19 protein-coding genes, 1 tRNA gene and 1 pseudogene are annotated in these 20,445 nt (G+C 68.6%); 9 read left to right on the top strand and 12 right to left on the bottom strand.

Annotated elements, in window-relative coordinates:
* Positions 1–88 precede the first annotated feature (88 nt).
* Positions 89–597 (bottom strand): annotated as a pseudogene (locus tag AC3WLB_RS18485) (transposase); the annotation flags it as partial.
* A 646-nt stretch (positions 598–1,243) separates the two neighbouring features.
* On the opposite strand from AC3WLB_RS18485, the gene AC3WLB_RS18480 reads away from it, so the two are divergent.
* Complete coding sequence (locus AC3WLB_RS18480; protein WP_492508507.1) at positions 1,244–1,870, top strand: GyrI-like domain-containing protein; 627 nt, start codon at positions 1,244–1,246, stop codon at positions 1,868–1,870.
* A gap of 49 nt (positions 1,871–1,919) precedes the next feature.
* Here AC3WLB_RS18480 and AC3WLB_RS18475 read toward each other — a convergent pair whose 3' ends face one another.
* Positions 1,920–2,474, bottom strand: coding sequence for a hypothetical protein (locus tag AC3WLB_RS18475; RefSeq protein ID WP_022898427.1), 555 nt, complete (start codon positions 2,472–2,474; stop codon positions 1,920–1,922).
* A gap of 143 nt (positions 2,475–2,617) precedes the next feature.
* Here AC3WLB_RS18475 and AC3WLB_RS18470 point away from each other — a divergent pair, with 143 nt between their 5' ends.
* Positions 2,618–3,157, top strand: coding sequence for a peptidylprolyl isomerase (locus tag AC3WLB_RS18470; RefSeq protein ID WP_492508505.1), 540 nt, complete (start codon positions 2,618–2,620; stop codon positions 3,155–3,157).
* Between the two features lie 25 nt (positions 3,158–3,182).
* Positions 3,183–4,031 carry a rhomboid family intramembrane serine protease gene (locus AC3WLB_RS18465; protein WP_492508503.1) on the top strand — a complete coding sequence of 283 codons (849 nt, stop codon included), beginning with the start codon at positions 3,183–3,185 and terminating at the stop codon, positions 4,029–4,031.
* 120 nt (positions 4,032–4,151) lie between these two features.
* Here AC3WLB_RS18465 and AC3WLB_RS18460 read toward each other — a convergent pair whose 3' ends face one another.
* Positions 4,152–4,421: a cell division protein CrgA gene (locus AC3WLB_RS18460; protein WP_492508501.1), complete on the bottom strand. Its 270-nt coding sequence runs from the start codon at positions 4,419–4,421 to the stop codon at positions 4,152–4,154.
* 104 nt (positions 4,422–4,525) lie between these two features.
* Between AC3WLB_RS18460 and AC3WLB_RS18455 the strand changes: the two genes are divergently transcribed.
* From AC3WLB_RS18455 to AC3WLB_RS18445, 3 genes are read left to right on the top strand one after another with little or no spacing between them, the layout of a single operon-like run.
* Positions 4,526–5,344, top strand: coding sequence for a class E sortase (locus AC3WLB_RS18455; protein ID WP_492508499.1), 819 nt, complete (start codon positions 4,526–4,528; stop codon positions 5,342–5,344).
* 2 nt (positions 5,345–5,346) lie between these two features.
* Positions 5,347–5,508: a hypothetical protein gene (locus tag AC3WLB_RS18450; RefSeq protein WP_022896811.1), complete on the top strand. Its 162-nt coding sequence runs from the start codon at positions 5,347–5,349 to the stop codon at positions 5,506–5,508.
* On the top strand, positions 5,505–6,143 hold the full coding sequence (locus AC3WLB_RS18445) for an anthranilate synthase component II (protein WP_492508496.1): 639 nt from the start codon (positions 5,505–5,507) through the stop codon (positions 6,141–6,143). Before AC3WLB_RS18450 ends, AC3WLB_RS18445 begins: the two co-directional genes overlap by 4 nt.
* A 53-nt stretch (positions 6,144–6,196) precedes the next feature.
* On the opposite strand, the gene pknB is transcribed toward AC3WLB_RS18445, so the two are convergent.
* The 7 genes from pknB to AC3WLB_RS18410 form a co-directional block, all read right to left on the bottom strand.
* Entirely contained in the window at positions 6,197–7,894 is a 1,698-nt protein-coding gene (gene pknB / locus AC3WLB_RS18440; RefSeq protein WP_492508494.1) for a Stk1 family PASTA domain-containing Ser/Thr kinase, read from the bottom strand.
* Positions 7,895–7,955: 61 nt separating this feature from the next.
* A complete protein-coding gene (locus AC3WLB_RS18435; protein WP_492508492.1) occupies positions 7,956–9,746 on the bottom strand; it encodes a serine/threonine protein kinase in 1,791 nt (596 codons plus the stop codon).
* Complete coding sequence (locus tag AC3WLB_RS18430) at positions 9,743–11,194, bottom strand: peptidoglycan D,D-transpeptidase FtsI family protein (protein WP_022898423.1); 1,452 nt, start codon at positions 11,192–11,194, stop codon at positions 9,743–9,745. Before AC3WLB_RS18430 ends, AC3WLB_RS18435 begins: the two co-directional genes overlap by 4 nt.
* A 4-nt stretch (positions 11,195–11,198) precedes the next feature.
* Positions 11,199–12,593 (bottom strand): FtsW/RodA/SpoVE family cell cycle protein, encoded by a 1,395-nt coding sequence (locus AC3WLB_RS18425; protein WP_492508490.1) that lies wholly within the window; start codon positions 12,591–12,593, stop codon positions 11,199–11,201.
* A complete protein-coding gene (locus tag AC3WLB_RS18420; protein ID WP_492508488.1) occupies positions 12,590–13,951 on the bottom strand; it encodes a PP2C family protein-serine/threonine phosphatase in 1,362 nt (453 codons plus the stop codon). The genes AC3WLB_RS18425 and AC3WLB_RS18420 overlap by 4 nt, the downstream gene beginning before the upstream one ends.
* A 3-nt stretch (positions 13,952–13,954) precedes the next feature.
* Complete coding sequence (locus AC3WLB_RS18415) at positions 13,955–14,596, bottom strand: FHA domain-containing protein FhaB/FipA (protein ID WP_492508486.1); 642 nt, start codon at positions 14,594–14,596, stop codon at positions 13,955–13,957.
* 8 nt (positions 14,597–14,604) lie between these two features.
* Positions 14,605–15,369, bottom strand: coding sequence for an FHA domain-containing protein (locus tag AC3WLB_RS18410; protein ID WP_492508484.1), 765 nt, complete (start codon positions 15,367–15,369; stop codon positions 14,605–14,607).
* 242 nt (positions 15,370–15,611) lie between these two features.
* Between AC3WLB_RS18410 and AC3WLB_RS18405 the strand changes: the two genes are divergently transcribed.
* Positions 15,612–15,695 (top strand) — tRNA-Leu (locus tag AC3WLB_RS18405).
* Positions 15,696–15,937: 242 nt separating this feature from the next.
* A complete protein-coding gene (locus AC3WLB_RS18400; protein WP_492508482.1) occupies positions 15,938–16,972 on the top strand; it encodes a hypothetical protein in 1,035 nt (344 codons plus the stop codon).
* Here the strand turns inward: AC3WLB_RS18400 and AC3WLB_RS18395 are convergent.
* Both AC3WLB_RS18395 and AC3WLB_RS18390 read right to left on the bottom strand, forming a co-directional pair.
* Positions 16,967–17,650, bottom strand: a complete 684-nt coding sequence (locus AC3WLB_RS18395; RefSeq protein WP_492508480.1) for a hypothetical protein — start codon at positions 17,648–17,650, stop codon at positions 16,967–16,969. The two genes, AC3WLB_RS18400 and AC3WLB_RS18395, sit on opposite strands and share 6 nt — an antisense overlap.
* 74 nt (positions 17,651–17,724) lie before the next feature.
* Entirely contained in the window at positions 17,725–19,083 is a 1,359-nt protein-coding gene (locus AC3WLB_RS18390) for a hypothetical protein (RefSeq protein WP_492508477.1), read from the bottom strand.
* 151 nt (positions 19,084–19,234) lie between these two features.
* Here AC3WLB_RS18390 and AC3WLB_RS18385 point away from each other — a divergent pair, with 151 nt between their 5' ends.
* The gene (locus tag AC3WLB_RS18385; protein WP_492508475.1) at positions 19,235–20,386 is read left to right on the top strand and encodes a hypothetical protein; all 1,152 of its coding nucleotides are present in this window, start codon (positions 19,235–19,237) and stop codon (positions 20,384–20,386) included.
* Positions 20,387–20,445: the final 59 nt, after the last annotated feature.

The raw sequence follows: 20,445 nt of genomic DNA, 5'->3' as shown, positions 1-20,445 counted from the left end.
TCCTTGTCGATCATGGTCATCAGTGTCGTCCTTCCGTAAGAAGCCGACACCCCTTACACAAACGATCTGACACCCTCTACTCGTCGGACAGTTCATCGGTGAGGAATCTGTAGCCGAGGGTCGCATCATCGCGGTGAGCCTCGTAGAGGACGTCGATGAGGTGAGCATCGTCCCAGTCCCGCTGGGAGATCGGGGCCTTCAGCCACTTGTAGTACCCCTGGGTCGATAAGCCCAGAACCCTGCACGCCACCACGACCGGCACCCTGATCGGAGCGCCGGCCGCGGCCATCTCACGGACGAGCGGGAAGACTATTTTCCCGGCAAGTTCGCCTGCGACAGATACGCCGCCGCACGGCGGAGCACCTCGTTCTCCTGCTCGAGCAGACGTATGCGCTTCTTCGCCTCGCGCAGCTCCGTCTGGTCGGCGCCGGTGAGACCGGGACGTCGTCCGTCCTCGATGTCTGCTTGCTTCATCCAGTTCGACAAGGACCCTTCGGAGACACCGAAGTCCTTCGCGATCTGCGACAGCGGCGTCTGGCCCTGTCGGGCCACCGCCACGACGTCGTCTCGGAACTCCTTGGGATACGGCTTTGCCACAGGGACATCCTTCCAGCGAGGACGAATCCTCACAGATCAGACGTCAACCAAACTCGGGGCAGTCCCTAGTGGACTGGCAAGGCCACGCCTAATTAGGCTCGGACAGGCGACCTATCCCGGAGTATTCACGTGCAGTGGACGATTTATTTGCTGCGACCGTGGGTATCGCGCATTGCGACTCCTGAGTCGATGAGCCAGGTGCGCACTGTGCCCGCCGAGAACCCAAGTCTGCTGCCGACCGTTTCAAGCGAGTCGCCAGCCTCGTATCGGCGACGCATCTCATCGACCTCGTGCGGCTCAGGAGCACGGCCTCGGAGTTTCAACCCGCGCTTGCGTAGCTGGTGCGCAAGTGACTGGCGGCTGATTCCAAGGTCTGAAGCAATCGCCTTGAGAGTCGCGCCTGCTTCGTATCGAGCTTCAGCGATGACCAGCTTCTCCTCGCTCAAAGGCGGGAGATGAGTGGGGAGTTTCCGGCCGTGGCGACGCTGTAGCAGAGGTCGCTGTCGGATGAGATGATGGGTACTCACTATGCGGCGCAAGGGCGGGGCACTTTTCGACAGTATTCCCCTTACTTCCACTCTGCCTATGGAAAAGGATGCGTACACGCATCCTTTTCGTCGTTAGTGGCTGGTTTTATTCTGTAGGGATGGGACGGGCTGCGTTGGGGAAGGTCGACCTCAAGAAGGTCGATCGGTACTCCGGGCGGGTGGGGGAGTTCCTGGTTCTCGATGTGCCGGCGCTGTCGTATCTGATGGTGGATGGGCACGGGGATCCGAACACGTCTGTTCTGTACACCGGGGCGCTGGAGGCGCTCTATCCGGTGGCGTACTCGCTGAAGTTCGCGAGCAAGGCCGAGCTCGGGCGCGACTACGTGGTGCCGCCCCTCGAAGGGCTGTGGTGGGCCGATGACCTCGCTGCGTTCACCACGGGTCGCGACAAGTCGCGCTGGCAGTGGACGATGATGCTGCTCGTGCCCGAGTGGCTCGATGCCGACGATGTCGGGGCGGCCGTCGAGCGGGTCCGCGCGAAGAAGGCGCCGGCGCGGCTGGCGGATGTGCGCTTCGAGACGCTCGCCGAGGGGCGCTGCGTGCAGACGTTGCACGTCGGGTCGTTCGACGACGAAGGTCCGGTGCTCGAGCGGATGCATGAGGAGGTCATCCCAGGTCTCGGACTGCGGATGCGCGGCAAGCACCACGAGATCTACCTCAGCGACCCGCGGCGCACCGATCCGGCGAAGCTGCGCACGATACTGCGGCAACCGGTCGAGGAATGACAGAAGCCCCGAGCGGATGGCTCGGGGCTTCTGCGATTCGATGCGGAGGTCAGGACTCCGGGTTGGTCTCGGGCGCCGGGTCTTCGTCGGCGATCCACAGCTCGTCGTCGGCCCGGAAGGTCTGCCAGAGGGCGTAGCCGACGCCCGCTGCGGCGACGACGCCGACCGTGACGAGCACGACGAGGCCGGCCTTCGAGCCGCCCGACTGCTTCGGCGCCGACTTCTGGATGGTCTTCGCCGCCTTAGCCGCCTTCTTACCGGCCTTCTGCACGAATTCGGGGTTGCGCGCCAGCTGCAGCACCGCGGCCGCCGAGCCGACCGTCCCGGCCAGCGCCGGGATGACGTCGGAGGCGAAGCGGTCTTTCGCGGTCTGGCCGGCGACCTTCACCGCGGCCACGTTCTTGCTGATGGCGGGAGCCACGGTGCCGACGGCCGCGCTCACCCGCGGGCGCACCTCTTCATCGGCGAGGAAGCTCGCCTGCTTGCCGGCCTCGCGGAGGATGGCGTTGGCCCGGTCGAGAACGGCCTGCTGGTCGACCCACAGGTCCTCGGCCGTGCCCTTCAGGCGCTTGAGCGCTTTGCGGCGCTTGCGGGAAAGACTCATCAGAAACCTCCATCGGCGTAAGCACGGACATTGTCATCTTGCCACGCATCCCTGCCCCGCAGTAGTTCGAGGCACTGATCATCCACTTGGCATACCCTGGAGCTTCACTGGAAGCCCGAAGCGGTGGGCATAGAATCGACATCATGCCCGCACACACGCACGTCGCTACCCTCACCACCAATCACGGTCCGATCGTGGTCAACCTCTACGGCCACCAGGCGCCCAAGACCGTCAAGAACTTCGTCGGCCTCGCCACGGGCGAGATCGAGTGGACCGACCCCAAGTCCGGCCAGCCCACGAACGCACCGCTCTACAACGGCATCGTCTTCCACCGCATCATCCCGGGCTTCATGATCCAGGGCGGCGACCCGCTCGGCAACGGCACCGGTGGCCCCGGCTACAAGTTCGACGACGAGATCAACGGCGAGCTGAACTTCAACGAGCCCTACGTGCTCGCGATGGCCAACGCCGGCATCCAGGGCGGCAAGGGCACCAACGGGTCGCAGTTCTTCATCACCGTCGGCCCCACCACGTGGCTGCAGGGCAAGCACACCATCTTCGGCGAGGTGGCCGACGACGCGTCCAAGCGGGTCGTCGACAAGCTGGCCGGCGTCGCGACGGATGCGTACGACCGTCCGCTCGACGAGGTCGTGCTCGAGAGCGTCACCGTCGAGGCGGTCTGACCCGCGCAGTCCTCAGGCACGCGCGATGACCTCGATCCCTGATTCGCCGGACAACTACTGCTACCGGCATCCCGGCCGGCAGAGTTTCGTGCTCTGCCAACGGTGTGGGCGCACGATCTGCCCGGAGTGCCAGGTTCAGGCCGCGGTCGGCGTGCACTGCGTGGAGTGCGCTGCGCAGGATCGGCGAGAGGCTCCTCGGGTGCGCCGCGGCCGCCCCGCGTTCCTGCAGAATCTCACCGGCGCCGGCGCTCCGGTGGTCACGTACGCGCTCATCGCGATCTGTCTCCTCGTCTTCGGCCTGCAGTCGATCCCCGGCCTCGGGGTGACCCGGGCGCTCCAATTCGCTCCGGCGTACGTGCTGCCCATCCCGGGCGCGCCCTTCGAGCCGTGGCGGATGCTCACCGCCGTGTTCACGCACGGCGGCATCCTGCATGTGCTCCTCAACATGTACACGCTGTTCATCTTCGGCAGCGTGCTGGAGCGGATGCTCGGCCGGTGGCGCTACCTCGCGCTCTTCCTCATCTCCGGCTTCGGCGGTTCGGTGGCGGTCGTGCTGCTCGGGGATCCGCTGCAACCGGTGGTGGGGGCATCCGGTGCCATCTTCGGATTGATGGGTGCGTTCTTCGTCATCAACCGGCACCTCGGCGGCAACAGCGTGCAGTTGCTCGTGCTGGTGGTGATCAACCTCGCCTACGGCTTCATCGTGCCGGGCATCTCCTGGCAGGCGCACGTCGGCGGGCTGGCGACGGGCCTCCTCGTCGCATTGATCTACGTTCGTACACGACCGATTCGGATGCGGACCGTGCAGATCCTGCTGCTGGCGGCTCTCGTCGTGGTTCTGGTCGGCATCACGGTCGTGCGCGTTTTCGTCTGAGAACTGTCCCCCGAATCCACAGAGTTATCCACAGCTGTGGAGTTATCCACACCTGATTCCACATTGGGGATAATTACACCGGTGTAATTCGCCGGATGAACCGGGGCGGAGTGGCGAGGGTCAGCGCCACCGCGTGGTCATGATGAAGCCGATGAACGCGATGCCGAAGCCCACCAGGATGTTCCAGCTGCCGAGCGCCGGAACCGGGAAGACGCCCTGGCTGACGTAGAACACGATGATCCAGAGCAGGCCGACGATCATGAAGCCGAACATGACCGGCTTGAACCACACCGGGTTCGGCGCCTTCGCGGAGGAGTCGTCGGCCGAGGAACGCTGGACGTCCCGGGAGCGGCGGGCGACGTCCTTCGTGGGTGCTTTGTCTCGAGCCATGCCGACGATTCTAACGGGCTTTCCTGCACCGTTCTCCACCGTTTTATCCACAGGCCGACTCTCTCGCGGGCCGAGCACAGGCAGAGCCTCTTAGGATTGTCGTCATGAGCGAGTCCACCCCGTCGGCCGCGGTCGACGCCGAACCGCCGCTGCGACGGCCGCGCAAACCCAAGCGCAGCGTCTTCTCCCGTGTGGTGGGCGTGCTCGGCGAGCTCCTCATCACCGCCGGCGTTCTGGTGCTCCTCTTCCTCGGCTGGCAGTTCTCGCTCAACGGCATCATGCTGAACAACCAGCAGGCCTCCGATGCGAACAATCTCGCCAACTCCTGGGCCGGCGACGGTTCGGATGCGTCGACCCCGGCCGCCACCGCGCCGGCGCCGACCAGCGACGCGTCGACCTTCCGCTACGGCGAACCGCCGGCGGGCGTCGCAGCCCCGGGCGAAGCGCAGGAGTTCGCGGTGATGTACGTGCCGCGTTTCGGCGCGGACTTCAAGAAGACCATCGCCGAAGGGGTCGACCCCCGCTCGGTGCTGAACAACGGTGGGGCCGGCCACTATCCGGGCACCCAGATGCCGGGCGACGTGGGAAACTTCGCCGTGGCCGCGCACCGCGACGGCTGGGGCAGCCCCTTCCTCAAGATCAACGAGCTGCAGGTCGGCGACCCGATCTACGTCGAGACGCAGGACGGCTGGTACACCTACACCTTCCGCGGCCTCGAATACGTGACGCCGTACGGCGTCGGCGTCATCGACCCGGTCCCGCAGGTGGAGGGCGCGACCCCCACCGATCGGCTCATCACGCTCACCAGCTGCAACCCGCTCTACATCGCCTCCGAACGCATCATCGCCTACGGAGTGCTGACCGATTGGGTGCCCCGCTCGGCGGGTGCTCCCGCCGAGATCGCAGGAATCGTGGGGGCCTAGACATGTACGCAGCGCTGTGGCGCATTCTGCCCGGCCCGGTGTGGGTGCGCATCCTGATTCTCGTGGTGCTCGCCGCCATCGTGCTCGCGGTGCTCGCGTTCTGGGTGTTCCCCTGGATCGACGATTTGACGGCCCCGGTTCAGGATGTGACGGTAGACCAATGACGCGCGTACTGGTGATCGACAACTACGACAGCTTCGTCTACACGCTGAACGGCTACCTGCAGCAACTCGGGGCCGAGACCACGGTCGTGCGCAACGACGCCTTCGACGCGGCGGCCGCGGCCGACACCATCGCCGAGTACGACGCGGTGCTGCTCTCGCCCGGCCCGGGCAAGCCCGCCGACGCCGGCGTCTCCATCCCGGTCGTCTTCGCCGCGCTGGAGTCGAGCACGCCGCTGCTCGGGGTGTGCCTCGGCCACCAGGCCATCGCGGAGGCGCTCGGCGCCACGGTCACCAATGCCGAAGAGCTCATGCACGGCAAGACCTCCGTCATCCACCACGACGCCAGCCCGTTCTACGACGGCGTGCCCGACGGCTTCACCGCCACGCGGTACCACTCGCTCGCGGTGGTCGACGGCACCGTCCCCGACACCCTCGTGGTGACGTCGCGCACCGAGGGCGGCGTGATCATGGGTCTCCGACACGTCAGCGCGCCGGTGTTCGGCGTGCAGTTCCACCCCGAGTCGGTGCTCACCGAAGGCGGCTACCGGATGCTCGGCAACTGGCTCGCCACCGCCGGCCTCGAGGATGCCCGGGCGAAGGCCGCCGACCTCAACCCGCTGCTCAAAGCCGTCTAGACCTGCCGTCTAGTCCTGCCGTCCGGCAGGGCCGTCGGCGGCCGGCTCCCCGGTCAGCCGGTGCAGTAGCGGATGGTGATCTGGGACTTCTGCAGGGCGTCGCCCGGCGCAATCGACTGCGTCGACACCGGGTTCGACGGTGCCGTCTTGCAGCCCGGATCCTGCTCCACCTTCACGTCGAGCAGCAGCGCGGTCAAGGAGCCGCTGGCGACGTCGATAGGCTGCCCCTGGACATCCGGAACTGTCACCATGCCGCTGGAAACGTAGAGATTGACGGTGTCGCCGGCGAAGGCCTGCGCTCCGCTCGCGGGGTCGCTGCGGATGACCACGTCGGCCGGGACGTCGGGGGAGTTCTCCTTGTTGGTCGAACCCACCACGAACTTCGCCGCCGTGATGGCGTTGGCGGCGTCGGCCGCGCTCATGTTCTGCAGGTTCGGCACGGCGATCGCCTGCTTGCCTTGCGAGACGTTGACGCTGATGACGGTGCCCGGGCTCACGATGGTGCCGGCGGCCGGATCGGTGCCGACGACCTGACCGGCCGGCACCGAGTCGCTGTAGACGTCGTAGCGGGCGGTGACGAGGTCGAGTTGCTGGAGGGTCGCATCCGCCGCTTCGTAGGTCTGGCCGGCGACCGTCGGGACCTCCCGTGACGCGCTCGGCAAGGCGTCGGTGGGCTGCAGGGTGAGCACCCAGAACACGATCGCGACGAGGATGACCGCCACCGACGCGATGCCGGCCCAGATCCACACGACCGGCGGCCGGGACTGCGTGCGCACCGCGTACTCGTCGTCGCCGGCGAGCTGGGTGAGCGCGGCCTCGCTGCCCTGGCCGAGGCTCGGCGGGGCACCGAAGAGGGAGGACTGGAAGTCGTCGGCGGGCAGCCGCTTCGAGGGGATCTTGCCGGCGCCGGCGATCTCGAGGTCGGTGCGGAACTCGACCGCGCTCTGGAACCGGGCGAAGCGGTCCTTGGCGAGGGCGTGCAGCACGACCTGATCGATGGCGGGCGAGACCAGCGGATTGATGCTCGAGGGTGCGACCGGCATCTCGCTGACGTGCTGATAGGCCACCGCGACCGGCGTCTCGCCCCTGAACGGCGGCTCCCCGGTGAGCATCTCGAAGAGCACGATGCCGGTGGAGTAGAGGTCGGTTCGGGCATCCACCGACTCGCCGCGGGCCTGCTCGGGCGAGAAGTACTGGGCGGTGCCGAGAATGGCCGTGGTCTGTGCCACCGTGGCGGAGGAGTCGGAGATGGCGCGGGCGATGCCGAAGTCCATCACCTTGACCTGGCCGCCGTGGGTGATCATGACGTTGCCGGGCTTGATGTCGCGGTGCACGACGCCGGCGCGGTGCGAGTACTCGAGGGCGGTGAGGATGCCCTCGGTGATGCGGATGGCCTCGGCCGAGTCGACCGGGCCCTCCTTGATCACGTCTTTCAGGAGTTTGCCTTCGACGAACTCCATCACGATGAACGGCACGATGCCCTCGAAGCCGCCCGGCTCGGCGACCCGCTCCTCGCCCGCGTCGAACACGCGCACGATGGTCGGATGCGCCATCCGCGACGCCGCCTGCGCCTCCTGCCGGAAGCGGGTGCGGAACACCGGGTCGCCGGCGAGGGACGATTTCAGTAACTTGATCGCGACCTGGCGGCCGAGCCGCTCGTCGCGGCCCGAGTAGACGTTCGACATGCCGCCGCGGCCGATCAGTTCGCCCAGGCGGTACCGCCCGGCGAGAAGACGGTTGTCGTCGGTCACTGTTGCTGCTCCTGGTCGATGTCGGTGAGTCTCTGGTCGGCGGGATGGACGGTGCGGGTCGTCAGTTCCCGGATCCGCCGTTGCCACCGGTGCCGTTGCCGCCACCGGTCCCGCCGCCGTTGCCCCCGCCGCTGCCCGAATCCTCGGTCTGCAGGGTGAGGGCCGGTGAGAAGCCCGAGGCAGAACCGGAGCAGGTGACGTTGTACTTGATCTCCATCGTCTGGCCGCCCGCCGAGGCCGCCTGCAGGGTGGCCGAGTTGCTCGTGCCGGGCTGGATGGTGACGGTGGCGTTGCTCGCCTCGATGGAGTAGCTGTCGAGCGTGGTGCCGGAGGGGCAGCTGTAGGAGGTCCAGCCGATCACGAAGGTGCCGCCGGCCGTGACCTTGCCGTCGGTGTTGACGCCGGAGGTGGGCGCGGGGGCGGTGGTGGGCGCCGTCGGCACGATCACCGCCGTGTAGACGGTGAGTGCGATCGTGGTGCCCTTCGGCACGTTGCCGACCGGGGTGGCCTGGTAGACCACGTCGACCTGGTCGGCGCTCGGGGCCGCGTTGCCGGGCACCCGGTTGGCGCTGAGGCCCTTGTCGGAAAGGATCTGCGCCGCCTCGTCGAAGGTCTTGCCCTTCAACTCGCCCTCGCTGATGGTGACGACGTTCGAGGTCGGCGTGGTCGACGGCGTGGGGGTGGTGGGCGGCGGGCTGCTCTGGGTGGGCGTCGAGGCCGAGGTCGACGGAGTCGCCGGCGCGCTGTTGCCGTTCGCTTGCACGACGAGGGCCACGATGGTGCCGACGAGCACGAGACCGAGGATGATGATGAGCACGATGAGCGGCCACGTCCAGGGGCTGCGCTTCTTCGGCTCCTCGGCGACCTCTGCCGCGGGCGGTGTCGGGGGCCCGACGGGCGGCGCGGGCGTGGAGAGGACTGTGGTGGCCTGGGTGGCGCCGGCACCGGCGGCGGGCATCAGCCGGGTGGCCGCTGTGGCCGGCAACGGCTCGTCGCCGAGCACCGCCGGCACGGCAGCCGCGGCCGACGCGATGTCGCCCCGGCGCAGCGCCATGGCGGCGCGCGCCAGGTTTCCGGTGGAGGACGGCCGGTCTTCGGGCTTCTTGGCGATGCACGAGAGCACGAGGTTGCGCACCGGCTCTGCCACGGTGGTCGGCAGGTCGGGCGGTGTCTCGTTGATCTGCGCCATGGCGATGGCCACCTGCGACTCACCCGAGAACGGTCGCTTGCCGGCCAGGCACTCGTAGGCCACGATGCCGAGCGAGTAGATGTCGGTGGTGGGCGACGCGGGCTGGCCGCTGGCCTGCTCGGGCGAGAGGTACTGCACCGTGCCCATCACCTGGCCGGTCGCCGTGAGCGGCACCTGGTCGGCGATGCGGGCGATGCCGAAATCGGTGATCTTGACCCGGCCGTCGGGGGTGATGAGGAGGTTGCCGGGCTTGATGTCGCGGTGCACGAGACCGGCGGCGTGGGCGGCCTGCAGGGCCAGCGCGGTCTGCGCCATGATGTCGAGCACGCGGTCGGTCGAGAGCACGTGCTCGCGCTCGAGGATGGTGGAGAGCGCCTCGCCCGGAACGAGCTCCATCACGAGGTAGGCGCTGCCCTCCTCCTCGCCGTAGTCGAAGACGTTGGCGATGCCCTCGTGGTTCACCAGGGCGGCGTGCCGGGCCTCGGCCCGGAAGCGCTCGAGGAACCCGGGGTCGCCCAGGTACTCGTCCTTCAGGATCTTGATGGCGACGGTGCGCCCGATCACGAGGTCGGTGGCCTGCCAGACCTCACCCATGCCACCGATCGCGATGCGATTGGACAGCTCGTACCGGCCACCGAAGGTCACCCCTGCTGTGGGTCTCATTTACTCAGCACCGCCTCTAGTACTCGTTTTGCGATCGGCGCGGCCAATTCGTTACCTGAACCGGATTGACCCAACCCACCGCCATCTTCCACGACCACTGCGACGGCAACCCGAGGGTTGTCTGCGGGAGCAAAACCGGTGAACCACAGCGTGTAGGGATCGCCCTCCCCGTTCTCCGCAGTTCCGGTCTTACCGGCCACACTGACTCCGTCTATTCTTGCATTAGTCGCCGCGCCGTTATCGACTGCCTGAACCATCAGCTCCGAAAGTTGCGAAGCTGTTGTAGAAGTCAGCGGGGTCGACAATTCCTTCGCCTCGAAGCTCTCCAGAACGCTCAGATCCGGCGCCTGGATGCTGTCGACCAGGTTCGGCGTCATGACCGTGCCGCCGTTCGCCACGGCCGCCGAGAGCATCGCGATCTGCAGCGGCGTCGCCACATCGCTGCCCTGGCCGAACGACGAGAGAGCCAGCTGCGCGTCGTCGAGGCCACGCGGGAAAACGCTCGGCGAGACATCCATCGGCACGCTGAGCTCGCTGCCGAAGCCGAAGGCCTTCGCCATGTCGGCCAGCGGCTGCTCGCCCATCTCCACGCCGAGCTCGGCCATCGGGATGTTGCAGGAGAGGATGAACGCGGTCGCGATCGTGACCTGGTCGCCGCCGCCGCAGGTTCCGCCGCCGGCGTTGCTCACGGTCTGGTCGCTGCCGGGCAGCGGGTAACGGGCGAGGTTCGGCTCGGTGTGGTCGACCGGCAACCCGGCGTTCTGGAGCGCCGCCGAGGTGGTGACGATCTTGAAGGTGGAGCCGGGCGGGTTCAGGTCGTTGATGGTCTTGTTGATGAGCGGGTCGCCCGGAGCGGCGAGCAGCTGGTCGTAGGTGTCGATCACCTGCTGGGTGTCGTGCACGGCGAGGGTATTGGGGTCGAAGTCGGGCTTGGAGACCATCGCCAGGATGCGCCCGGTCGACGGCTCGATGGCCACGACGGCCCCTTGGTAGCTGCCGAGCGCGTCGTAGGCGGCCTGCTGCACCACCGGATCGATGGTGAGCTCGACGGATGCGCCCTGCGGGTTCTGCCCGGTGACCAGACGGTTGAGGTACTCCAGGAACTGCGAGTCGCTGGTGCCGGAGAGGTAGTCGTTCAGCGACTGCTCGATCTGGCTCGAGCCCTGGCCGAGCGTGTAGTAGCCGGTGATGGCGCTGTACAGCGGCCCCTGCGGGTAGACGCGCTGGTACTTGTACTCGTCGTCGGTGGGCACCGACTCGGCCACCGGCTGGCCGGCGACGAGGATCGCACCGCGTTCGGTGTCGTAGCTGGCGTAGATGGTGCGGGCGTTGCGGGCGTCGCTCGCGAGGTTGTCGGCCTGGAAGAACTGGATGGTGGTGCTCGATGCGAACAGGGCCAGGAACATCAGGAAGACCACGATGCTGACGCGCTTGAGTTCTCGGGTCACGGTTCTAGATCACCAGCCTTGGCTGATTGCGCACTGTGTCCGACAGTCGGAGCAGCAGGCCCACGATGATCCAGTTCGCCACGAGCGACGATCCGCCGGCGGCCATGAACGGTGTGGTGAGACCGGTGAGGGGGATGACCCGGGTGACGCCGCCGATGACGATGAAGCACTGCAGGGCGACGGTGAACGACAGCCCGACGCCGAGCAGCCGGCCGAAGTCGTCCTGCCCCGCGAAGCTGATGCGGAAGCCGCGCGAGATGAAGATGAGGTACAGCGCGAAGATCGCGAACAGGCCCGCCAGACCGAGCTCCTCGCCGACGGAGGCGATGATGTAGTCGCTCTGCGCGAGCGGGGTGATGTCGGGCCGGCCCTGGCCGAGCCCGGTGCCGATGAGTCCGCCGTTCGCGAGCCCGAACAGCCCCTGTACGAGCTGGTAGCTGCCGCCGGTCTCGTCGTAGATGGCCGGGTTGAACGCATCCAGCCAGTTCGTGAAGCGGTCGTTGACGTACACCAGCACCTGGCTCGCGATGAGTGCGCCCGCCACGAAGAGGCCGACGCCCAGCACCACCCAGCTCGCCCGGCCGGTGGCGACGTAGATCATCACGACGAACAGGCCGAAGTAGAGCAGCGCCGTGCCGAGGTCGCGCTGGAAGATGATGATGGCCATCGACAGCGCCCAGAGCACGAGGATGGGCCCGAGATCGCGGGCGCGCGGGAAGCGCAGGCCGAGGAACTTGGTGCCCACCATCGAGAGACTGTCGCGGCGGGAGACCAGGTAGCCCGCGAAGAACACGGCGAGGGCGATCTTCGCCACCTCGCCGGGCTGGAACGAGAACTCGCCGATGTGGATCCAGACCCGGGCGCCGTAGATCTCCTGCCCGATCACGGGGAGCATCGGGAGCAGGAGCAGCACCGCCGCCACCAGCATCGCGAGGTAGGTGTAGCGCTGCAGCACGCGGTGGTTGCGGATGACGAGGATGACGGCGATCGCCAGCGCGATCGCGATGCCCGACCAGACCACCTGGCGCACGGCGGTGCTCTCCCAGCCGGTGAGGTCTTCGGCGATGTCGATGCGGTAGATCACCGCGATGCCGATGCCGTTCAGGAGTGCCGCGATGGGGAGGATGAACGGATCGGCGTTCGTGGCCACGAACCGCAAGGCGATGTGCATGCCGAAGACGAGCACCGCGAGACCCGCGCCGAGAGTGACGACGGTGCCGTCGGCGTAACCGAGCGCGCCGAACTGCACGAGCACCACGGCCAGCGCGTTGACGGCGCAGACGAACAGCAGCAGGAAGAGTTCGAGATTGCGGAGCTTCTGGGGCACCCGGATGCGACGGATGCCGCGACCGGGCGTGGGCTCGGCCGGCACGGTGGTGGTGGCGGTGACGTCGGTCATGGTGCCGCCCCTGTCGGTGGGGCGGTGGGCGGAGGCGTGGCCGGGGTCGTGCTCGTGCCGTCGCCGGTGCCCGCATCGGTGCCGTCGCCCGTGCCGCCCTCGGCGGCCGCGTCGCTCAGCCGTTTGACGATCTCGAGGGCGGCCGTCACCGAATCCGCACTGATCGTGTTCTCGACCTGCCGCTGATTGAAGGGAGGCAGCGCATCCGTCGGGATGTCGGTCTCCTGGAACACGTGCGAGAGCTCGATCGGGCCGACGCTCTGCTGCACGCCCTGGAAGATGGCGACCGAGCCGTTGGATGCGCCGACGTAGTACCGCGTCTGCGTCCAGCGGTAGCCGGCGTAGAGCCCCGCAGCGATGAGCGCGAGCACCACGAGCACCCCCACCAGCCAGGTCACCTTGCGGCGGCGGCTGCGGCGGCGGTCCTCTTCGATCAGCTCGTCGAGGTAGTCGTCGGACTCGGGCTCGAAGTGGCTGGGCTCGGTGGAGGCGGGACCACGAGGGTGCAGACGGAGGCCCGGGATACCGGGAATGCTCGTCATGCGGGTGGTGCGCCGCCCGGTGGTCTGTTCGAACGCGATCGGCTGCGCCGCCGAGCCGACCACCACGGGCGTGACCTCGGGGGTCTCGAATGACTGGTGCACGTCGACCACGACCACGGTGACGTTGTCGGGCGCGCCGTGGTCGAGGCTCTCCTTGATCAACGCGTTCGCGGCGTCGCGGGGGGCGATCGTGTTCTTCAGGATCTTCTCGATGTCGTCGCGCTCGACCACACCGCTCAAGCCGTCGGAACAGAGCATCCAGCGGTCGCCCGGCCGGGTGTCCATCACCTGCAGGTCGACCTCGGGTGCGGCGTCGACGTCGCCGAGCACGCGCATCAGCACGGAGCGGCGCGGATGCGTCTTCGCCTCTTCGGCGGTGATGCGACCCGAGTCGACCAGGCGCTGCACGAAGGTGTGGTCGACGGTGATCTGGGTGAGCACGTCGTCGCGCAGGCGGTACACCCGGGAGTCGCCGATGTGGGCGAGGGCGACGCTGTGCCCCACCCGCACGAGGGCGCTCAACGTGGTGCCCATTCCGGTGAGCTCCGGATGCTCGTAGACCGTCTCGGTGAGCACCGCGTTCGCGGCGACGATCGCCTCCTGCAGTGCGAACTCGGCGTCGACCGCGGAGTTGTACTGCCCGTCGATCTCGGCGAGCCGGTTCAGCGCGAGCGCGCTCGCGACGTCGCCCCCGGCGTGCCCGCCCATGCCGTCGGCCACGGCGAAGAGCGTCTCGCCCGCGAAGCCGGAGTCCTGGTTGTTGGAGCGGATCTTTCCAACGTGTGAGGCGGCTGCGCTCACGGTCACGATCGCCACAGGCTACCGCCGGAGCTCGAAGCTCGTGGCGCCGATCCGGATGGGCGTGTTGAGAGGGATGTGCACCGGCGCGGTGACCCTCTGGCCGTCGAGGAAGGTTCCGTTCGTGGAGTCGAGGTCCTGGATGACCCACTCGTCGCCCCAGATCATGAGGCGGGCGTGGTGGGTCGAGGTGTAGTCGTCGCGGATGACCACGCTGGAGTCGGAGGAGCGCCCGATGGTGAGCGGTTCGGTGCCGAGAGCGATCTCGCTGCCGGACTTCGCCCCGGACGTGATGACGAGGCGGCCGGCGTTGCTCGTGGTGGCGTGGGGCGGGCCACTCAGCTCGGTGCCCGGGGCGGGCACGAAGGTGGGCACCTTCGGCGCGGGGGTGTGCGGGGCGGTGCCGGCGGCGGGGGCGCCGGCCGCGGCGCTCGCCGCGGCCGCTGCCGGTGTGGCCGGCAGCGAGCCCGGGAGCGATGTGCCGGCGCCCGGGGTGGTGGCGGGTGCGGCGCCGCCAGCACCTGCGGTCGCGGAGGCGTCACGCAGCTTGCGCACGCGCTGCCCGAACAGGTCGGATCGCATCGCGTACACGACGATGAAGATGAACACCCATAGCAGCGCGAGGAAGGCGAGCTGCAGGATGAGGAGGGTGAGTTCGCTCATGTCGCCGCCTACCGCCAGAATCCGCCGGGATCGAGGGGCGGGCGGTTGCCGTCGGGGGCCGCGCTCGGACGCGCTGCCGCGGGAGCGCCGCCGCCGGCGCGGGCGCTCGCGGACTGCGGCACGATCCGGAAGACGATGTTCGTGCGCCCGATCTGGATGACGGAGTCCGGCTCGAGCGTGGCGCGCTGGAACGGCTGACCGTTCAGCTGCGAACCGTTGGTGGAGCCGAGGTCCCTCGCTTGGGCGTGGGAGCCGTCCCAGAGGATCTCGACGTGCTTGCGCGAGGTGCCGGTGTCGTCGACGGTGATGTCGGCGTCGCTGCCGCGCCCGATCACCGTGCGTGACTTGGTGAGAGGGTGCCGGCGCCCGGCGATGTCGACCACCGGAGTCCAGGTGACGTTGCCCTGGACGTTGGCCGAGTCGATCTGGATGACGCCGGTGGTGAGCTTCGGGTCGTTGACGAGATCGATCGTGACGCCGCCGGCGAACTGGAAGCCCTGTTGGGCGGCGTGCTGCTGCACGATCTGGTTGAGGTCGTCGACGAGGGTGGGGCCGATGCCGGTCATGCGCTGGAAGTCGGTGGGCGCGAGCAGCACGCGGAAGCTGTTGGGCACGAGGATGCGGTCGCGGGAGACCACCGCCGCCTTCGTGTCGAGTTCGCGCTTCAGCGCCGCGGAGATCTCGACCGGCTGGAGCCCCGAGCGGAAGGTCTTGGCGAATGCGCCGTTGACGGCACGCTCGAGACCTTTCTCGAAGTTGTCCAGTATTCCCACGTCTCTCCCGATCTCTCTGCTCGAACCCGCCTGATGCCCGGACCCTCGTGGGGCGCCGTGCTCCGTCGTCGTCTCCGGTTTCGTGGTGTCGATTGTCGCTTCGCGCAGGCGGCGCGTGCTGATAAGGCGTGAATGCTACGACGATGTTACTTGTCTTGGGTGTTAATGCACTCTCAGCACCGCCCGCCTCCTCGTCGGCCGGTTCGCGAGCGGCCCGCGCGCGTGCTAATCTCTCCTAGTTCGCGCGAGTGGCGGAATTGGCAGACGCGCTGGCTTCAGGTGCCAGTGCCCGCAAGGGCGTGGGGGTTCAAGTCCCCCCTCGCGCACGAACGACCATGACGGGTCCGATCCGGTTCCGAGGTCGACGGTCGCCCGGCGGGGGGCGTACCTCGCAGCGGGCGAATCGGGGGGCTCTTTCGTGTCGGATCAATCACTTCCGCCGCTGCCGGCGATGAGTACTCCGCCTGATGGTGCGCCGGTTGCGCCGGATGGTGCGCCTGTAACGCCAGGTGGTGCGCCAGGTGCGCCAGGAGGCTCTGACTCCGCTCCTGGTCGGCGTCGGCCGCCCGTGCTGGTGTGGATCGCCGTCGGCGTCGTGGCGCTGCTCGTGCTCGTGGCGCTAGGCCTCACCTGGTTCGCGGTGTCCACCGCCTCCGCGCGCAACGCGCCCGAGCGCGTCGTCGACGCCTACCTCTCGGCGGTCGTCGACGGTCACGTCGAGGACGCCGTCGCGATGGCGGGCGGAGCACCCAAGGGCGCTCTTCCCGACCTCCTGACCGACGAGGCCTACGCCGCGGCGACCGACCGGGTGACGGGCTACACCATCAGCAGCGCCGGCATCGACGATTCGGGAGCCACCGTCGTCGCGACCATCCAGCAGGGCGGTGACGAGTACAGCCAGGCCTTCCGGCTCAGCCGCGACGGCAAGGAGGCGCTCTTCGTCGACAGGTGGGCCCTCGATCCGATCGACTTCGGGTACCTCACGGTCGCCTTCGACGGGCCGGCCGGCGACAACGTCAGCGTCGACGGCACACCCATCGACGCGTCGGTGAACGACATCCTCTCCCGGCCGTTGCCCGCCTTCCCGGGCACCTACGTGGTCAGTTCCTCGTCGGCCGATGGCAAGCTCCAGTTCGCCGACGACTCCGTGACCGTCGCCGGCTTCAGCGCCGATGCCGACGGCGGCGAGGCCGACTCCCTCATCGCCGCCACCCTCACGGCGGACGGCGAGGCGGCCGGCCAGGCAGCCGCGGCGGGCTGGCTCGATGCCTGTGTTGCACAGCCCGTGCTCGCGCCGGTGGGCTGTGACTTCTACGGCGAGACGAACGACGGCGAGACCGTGACGGACATCGTCTGGACCATCGAGTCGCGACCGACCTTCACGATCGGCTCCTGGACGGCGGACGGTTGGGAGGTCATCCCGGCCAGCGGCGGCAAGATCTACGCCGACGGCAACTACTCCCTGCCCTCGGGCGAGTACGGCACGGTGCGGTACACCCTCTCCAACTACGCCTACGGCGGATACCTCAACATCGTCGACGGCGTCATGACCTTCACCTTCGAGGGCTCGAACTCGGGCAGCGGCGGCGGAATCAACTCATAGGCGCCTCCCGGCGTCCGCCTCGACCGACGACGAGGCGGGCGTTCGGCCGTCCCTGGCGGAGTAGCGGGTCGCGGTGCGGAGGTCGGAGACGGCCGACACCTTCGTGTCGACGAACCCCAGTTCGCGCATCCGCCGGCGCACCGCCGCGTCGCCGAACAGCGCGCCCTTGCCCTTGCGGTGCACGACCCACAAGGGCATCCCCGGCGGGAGCTGCTCGAGCGCCTGATCGAGCGCTTCGGCATCGTCGACCTCGGTCACCGCGACCACGGCGGCCTCGTTCTCGGCACCCGCGCTTTCGGCGCCGCCGCCTGCCGACGCGTCCAGCAACGCGTCGACGAGCCGCGCATCCGTCACACGCCCGATGACGAGCGCGGGGTGGTCGGCCGAGACCCCGAGCTTGGCAGCGAGCGTCGGGGGTGGCGTGCTGATCTTCGACGCCCAACGGGCGGCTGCCGGTGAACCGACGACGAGAAAGTAGTTCTCGCCGGCGTGCCGGAACCGCAACCGGTCGCCCTCCGCGCTCACCTCCTCCAGTGTGTCGAACGGCAGGGTACGACGGAGGGCGCCGCGGAGGATGAGGTCGCGGCTCTCGAGGAGGAGACGGACTTCGGGCGCGTGCGCGACGGTGGTGCCGGTGTGGTCGGTGATGGTCACCGATCCGATTGCTTCTGATCCCATACCGGGAGTATGGCGATCCGAGGCCATCGGTGTCAGCGTGTGACGCGAACCTGTGGAGAGATGAACCGGCTACGTCAGCTGTGGAGGAATCCGCCCGCGTCGTACCGGGCCAGGGCGTCGGCATCCGTCGCCAGCGTGGCGGCGCGGCGCACCCCGTCGAGCGCCGCCACCGGATCGGCCTCCCGGCGAGCGAGCTCGAGTTCATGCCTGGCGGCGGCGAGTCGGGTGCGGGCATCCGTTCCGACCCGACCGCGGCCCGACGCGATCGCTTCGTCGGCGGTGCGGATGTGGCTCTCGGCGATGGCGGTCGCGCCCACGAGCGCCTCCCGCGCCGAGTCGAGACGCTGCTGCGCCGTGCGGGCGACCGCGAGCGTCTCGTCGAGGCGGGCGGCCGCCGCGGCCAGGGCATCGACGTCGGCCACCGGATCGGCGGGCGTGCGGGCACGAGCGGCGTCGGCGGCGGTCATCAGCGCCGAGCTGGCGGCGACGATGCTCTCGACGGCCGCCGGATCCTCGACGCGGTCGCGCAGGCGCGTGGCTTCGGCACGCTGGGCGTCGGCGGCGGTGAGTGCCTGTTCGCGGGCGATGCGGGCGTCACGGAGGGTCTGGCGCATCCGCTCGACCGCATCGAGCCTGGCGCGGCCCTGGCGGATCAGCGCTTCAGCCTGTTGCACGCGCCGTGCCGTCGGCGCGAGGGCGCTCGACGCGAGGCCGGACTCCGCTTCGGCGAGTTCGGTCTCGGCTGCCGAGAACGCTGCTTCGGCGCTGGGCATCGAATCGGCGATCGGAGCGAGCGCCGCGGCGGCGTAGGCGTCGCCCAGTTCGGCGAGTGTGGCCCTGGCCTCGGGCAGACGCGCGCGGGCACCCGCCAGGGCGGTGCGGGCGCGGGCGATGGCGGCGGGGGCGGAGATCTCGTCGCGGCGGCGTTGCTCGAGCGATCGCGACTGCGCGGTGACGAGTGCCGTGGCCGAATCGCCGAGACTGAGGATGCGCTTGCTCCAGTCACGTCGTTGTTGTTCGGAATCGATCACCGAGTCGTCGAGGCGCTGCTTGAGCGTGAAGGCCTCCGACGCGCGGCGGCGGGCGGACTCGAGTGCTTCGGCGAGCGGGAGTACGGCCTCGTCGCCGAACTCGGCACGGGCGAACTCGACCTCGTCGGCAGCGTCGCGGAGGGCGTCGTCCATCTGCACGAGCTGGATGTTGGCTCGCTTGACCAATTCATCGACGGGAAGGCGCTCCGGCGCGCCGCCCGGGGTGCCGTCGGGCACGATCGCGCCGTCTGCGGTTCCCCGCGGGAGGCGGCGGGCATCAGCGGCCACCGGGCGGCCGAGTCGGCGGCCACGCCGGCGGAGCAGGGTGGCGCCGACGACCAGCGCCGCGATCACTCCGGCGAACACGACCACGCTCGGCAGGATGAGGGTGAGATCGCCCATGCCTCCATCGTAGGGAGGGCGGATGAACGGGGCCTGGTGGTCTGCGCGCCGCGAGCGACCGTGGTGTGTAAGTAGGAATTGCTCATAACGGTCGGCGCGCGCCGCCTGGGATGGTGATCACTCCGTGTTCGTCGTCCCGAAACGAGTTGTCATGAACCGTCCCGCTGCCCCTGCCCCTGCGCCTCGCGTGCGCCGAACCCGATTCGGTGCCGCCGTGGTGACCACGCTGCTGCTCTCGGCGGCGGGAGCGCTGCCGTTGGCGGGCGTCTCGCCCGCTACCGCCGCGCCGGGAGACTTCGTCTCGGTCGCGGTCGCCGGAGGTTCCCCCGACTTCGGCTACATCAAGCAGGGCACGTCGATCACGCACACCATCTCGATCCAGAACGACGGCCGGGACGGCTGGACGATGGATCCAGCGCCACTCACCGCTCTCATCGCACCCTTCTCGCTCATCTCGACCACTCTCGTGGCGGGCGACGAGGTGGAGCCGGGTCAGGTCAGATCCATCACGGTGCGATACGTCGCGCCGGTGGCCGGGACGGTCAACGTGCAGAAGGTGACCCTCGCGGCCATGGACGTCGACAACCCGCCCGGCATGGCCCCGCTCGTCATCGACTTCACGGGCGAATCGCTCGAGACGGACAGGTCGTTCTTCGAATTCACTCCCGCTGCCGGCGGGAGCGCTATCGCTTTTCCGCAAACCGCGGTCGGTGCGACGTCCAAGGTGGTCATGAAGCTCACGGTCAGAGGGATCGATCCGATGAAGTTCGCCGAATCGCAGATCGCCGTGACCGATGGGAGCGGCAAGCCGGTGCCTCAGGTGACGATCTCGAAGTCGGAGTTCGGCGCCGGAGTCACCTACCGGCCGGGACAGGCGCCGACCTTCGAGCTCACCTTCACGCCGACGGCGGCCGGGACGTTTTCGGGCAAGGTGACCGTCACGGGAAAGCAGATGAGCGGCGACCCAGAGGCCAAGGACTTCATCGCATCGCTCCCGTTCACGGCGAAGGCTGTTGCGGCCACGCCGACGCCCACGCCCACGCCCACCCCCTCGCCGACAGCCACCCCCTCGCCGTCGCCGACCGGCAGTGGAACGACCGGCGGGTCTGCCGGAACGTCGAACGGAGCGGGGTCGTCGGGAAGCGCTGTCTCGGCCGGGCCTCGTGCGAGCGACCCGACGCTCGCGCATACCGGGTCTGCGCCGGAGCCGGTGCTCGGTCTGGCCGGGCTTGCAGTGGTGATAGGTGCCGCCGCGGTCGCTTTCGCAATGGTCATCCGGCGACGGGTCCGCTTACGCCGCTGAGGCGGCCGGTGGCAGTGCGCGCCTGAGACGCGCCCTGGTCATCGAGGCGGCGGCTTCGG

Source organism: Herbiconiux sp. FW305-C-125 (assembly GCF_058783455.1).
This window is presented reverse-complemented; position numbering and strand designations above follow the sequence as displayed.

What these genes read in the sequence shown, in the direction of transcription:
- AC3WLB_RS18480 (WP_492508507.1), top strand. Translation starts at nt 1,244, where the DNA reads ATGGGACGGGCTGCGTTGGGGAAGGTCGACCTCAAGAAGGTCGATCGG.
- AC3WLB_RS18475 (WP_022898427.1), bottom strand. Translation starts at nt 2,474, where the DNA reads ATGAGTCTTTCCCGCAAGCGCCGCAAAGCGCTCAAGCGCCTGAAGGGC.
- AC3WLB_RS18470 (WP_492508505.1), top strand. Translation starts at nt 2,618, where the DNA reads ATGCCCGCACACACGCACGTCGCTACCCTCACCACCAATCACGGTCCG.
- AC3WLB_RS18465 (WP_492508503.1), top strand. Translation starts at nt 3,183, where the DNA reads ATGACCTCGATCCCTGATTCGCCGGACAACTACTGCTACCGGCATCCC.
- AC3WLB_RS18460 (WP_492508501.1), bottom strand. Translation starts at nt 4,421, where the DNA reads ATGGCTCGAGACAAAGCACCCACGAAGGACGTCGCCCGCCGCTCCCGG.
- AC3WLB_RS18455 (WP_492508499.1), top strand. Translation starts at nt 4,526, where the DNA reads ATGAGCGAGTCCACCCCGTCGGCCGCGGTCGACGCCGAACCGCCGCTG.
- AC3WLB_RS18450 (WP_022896811.1), top strand. Translation starts at nt 5,347, where the DNA reads ATGTACGCAGCGCTGTGGCGCATTCTGCCCGGCCCGGTGTGGGTGCGC.
- AC3WLB_RS18445 (WP_492508496.1), top strand. Translation starts at nt 5,505, where the DNA reads ATGACGCGCGTACTGGTGATCGACAACTACGACAGCTTCGTCTACACG.
- AC3WLB_RS18435 (WP_492508492.1), bottom strand. Translation starts at nt 9,746, where the DNA reads ATGAGACCCACAGCAGGGGTGACCTTCGGTGGCCGGTACGAGCTGTCC.
- AC3WLB_RS18425 (WP_492508490.1), bottom strand. Translation starts at nt 12,593, where the DNA reads ATGACCGACGTCACCGCCACCACCACCGTGCCGGCCGAGCCCACGCCC.
- AC3WLB_RS18415 (WP_492508486.1), bottom strand. Translation starts at nt 14,596, where the DNA reads ATGAGCGAACTCACCCTCCTCATCCTGCAGCTCGCCTTCCTCGCGCTG.
- AC3WLB_RS18395 (WP_492508480.1), bottom strand. Translation starts at nt 17,650, where the DNA reads ATGGGATCAGAAGCAATCGGATCGGTGACCATCACCGACCACACCGGC.
- AC3WLB_RS18390 (WP_492508477.1), bottom strand. Translation starts at nt 19,083, where the DNA reads ATGGGCGATCTCACCCTCATCCTGCCGAGCGTGGTCGTGTTCGCCGGA.
- AC3WLB_RS18385 (WP_492508475.1), top strand. Translation starts at nt 19,235, where the DNA reads ATGAACCGTCCCGCTGCCCCTGCCCCTGCGCCTCGCGTGCGCCGAACC.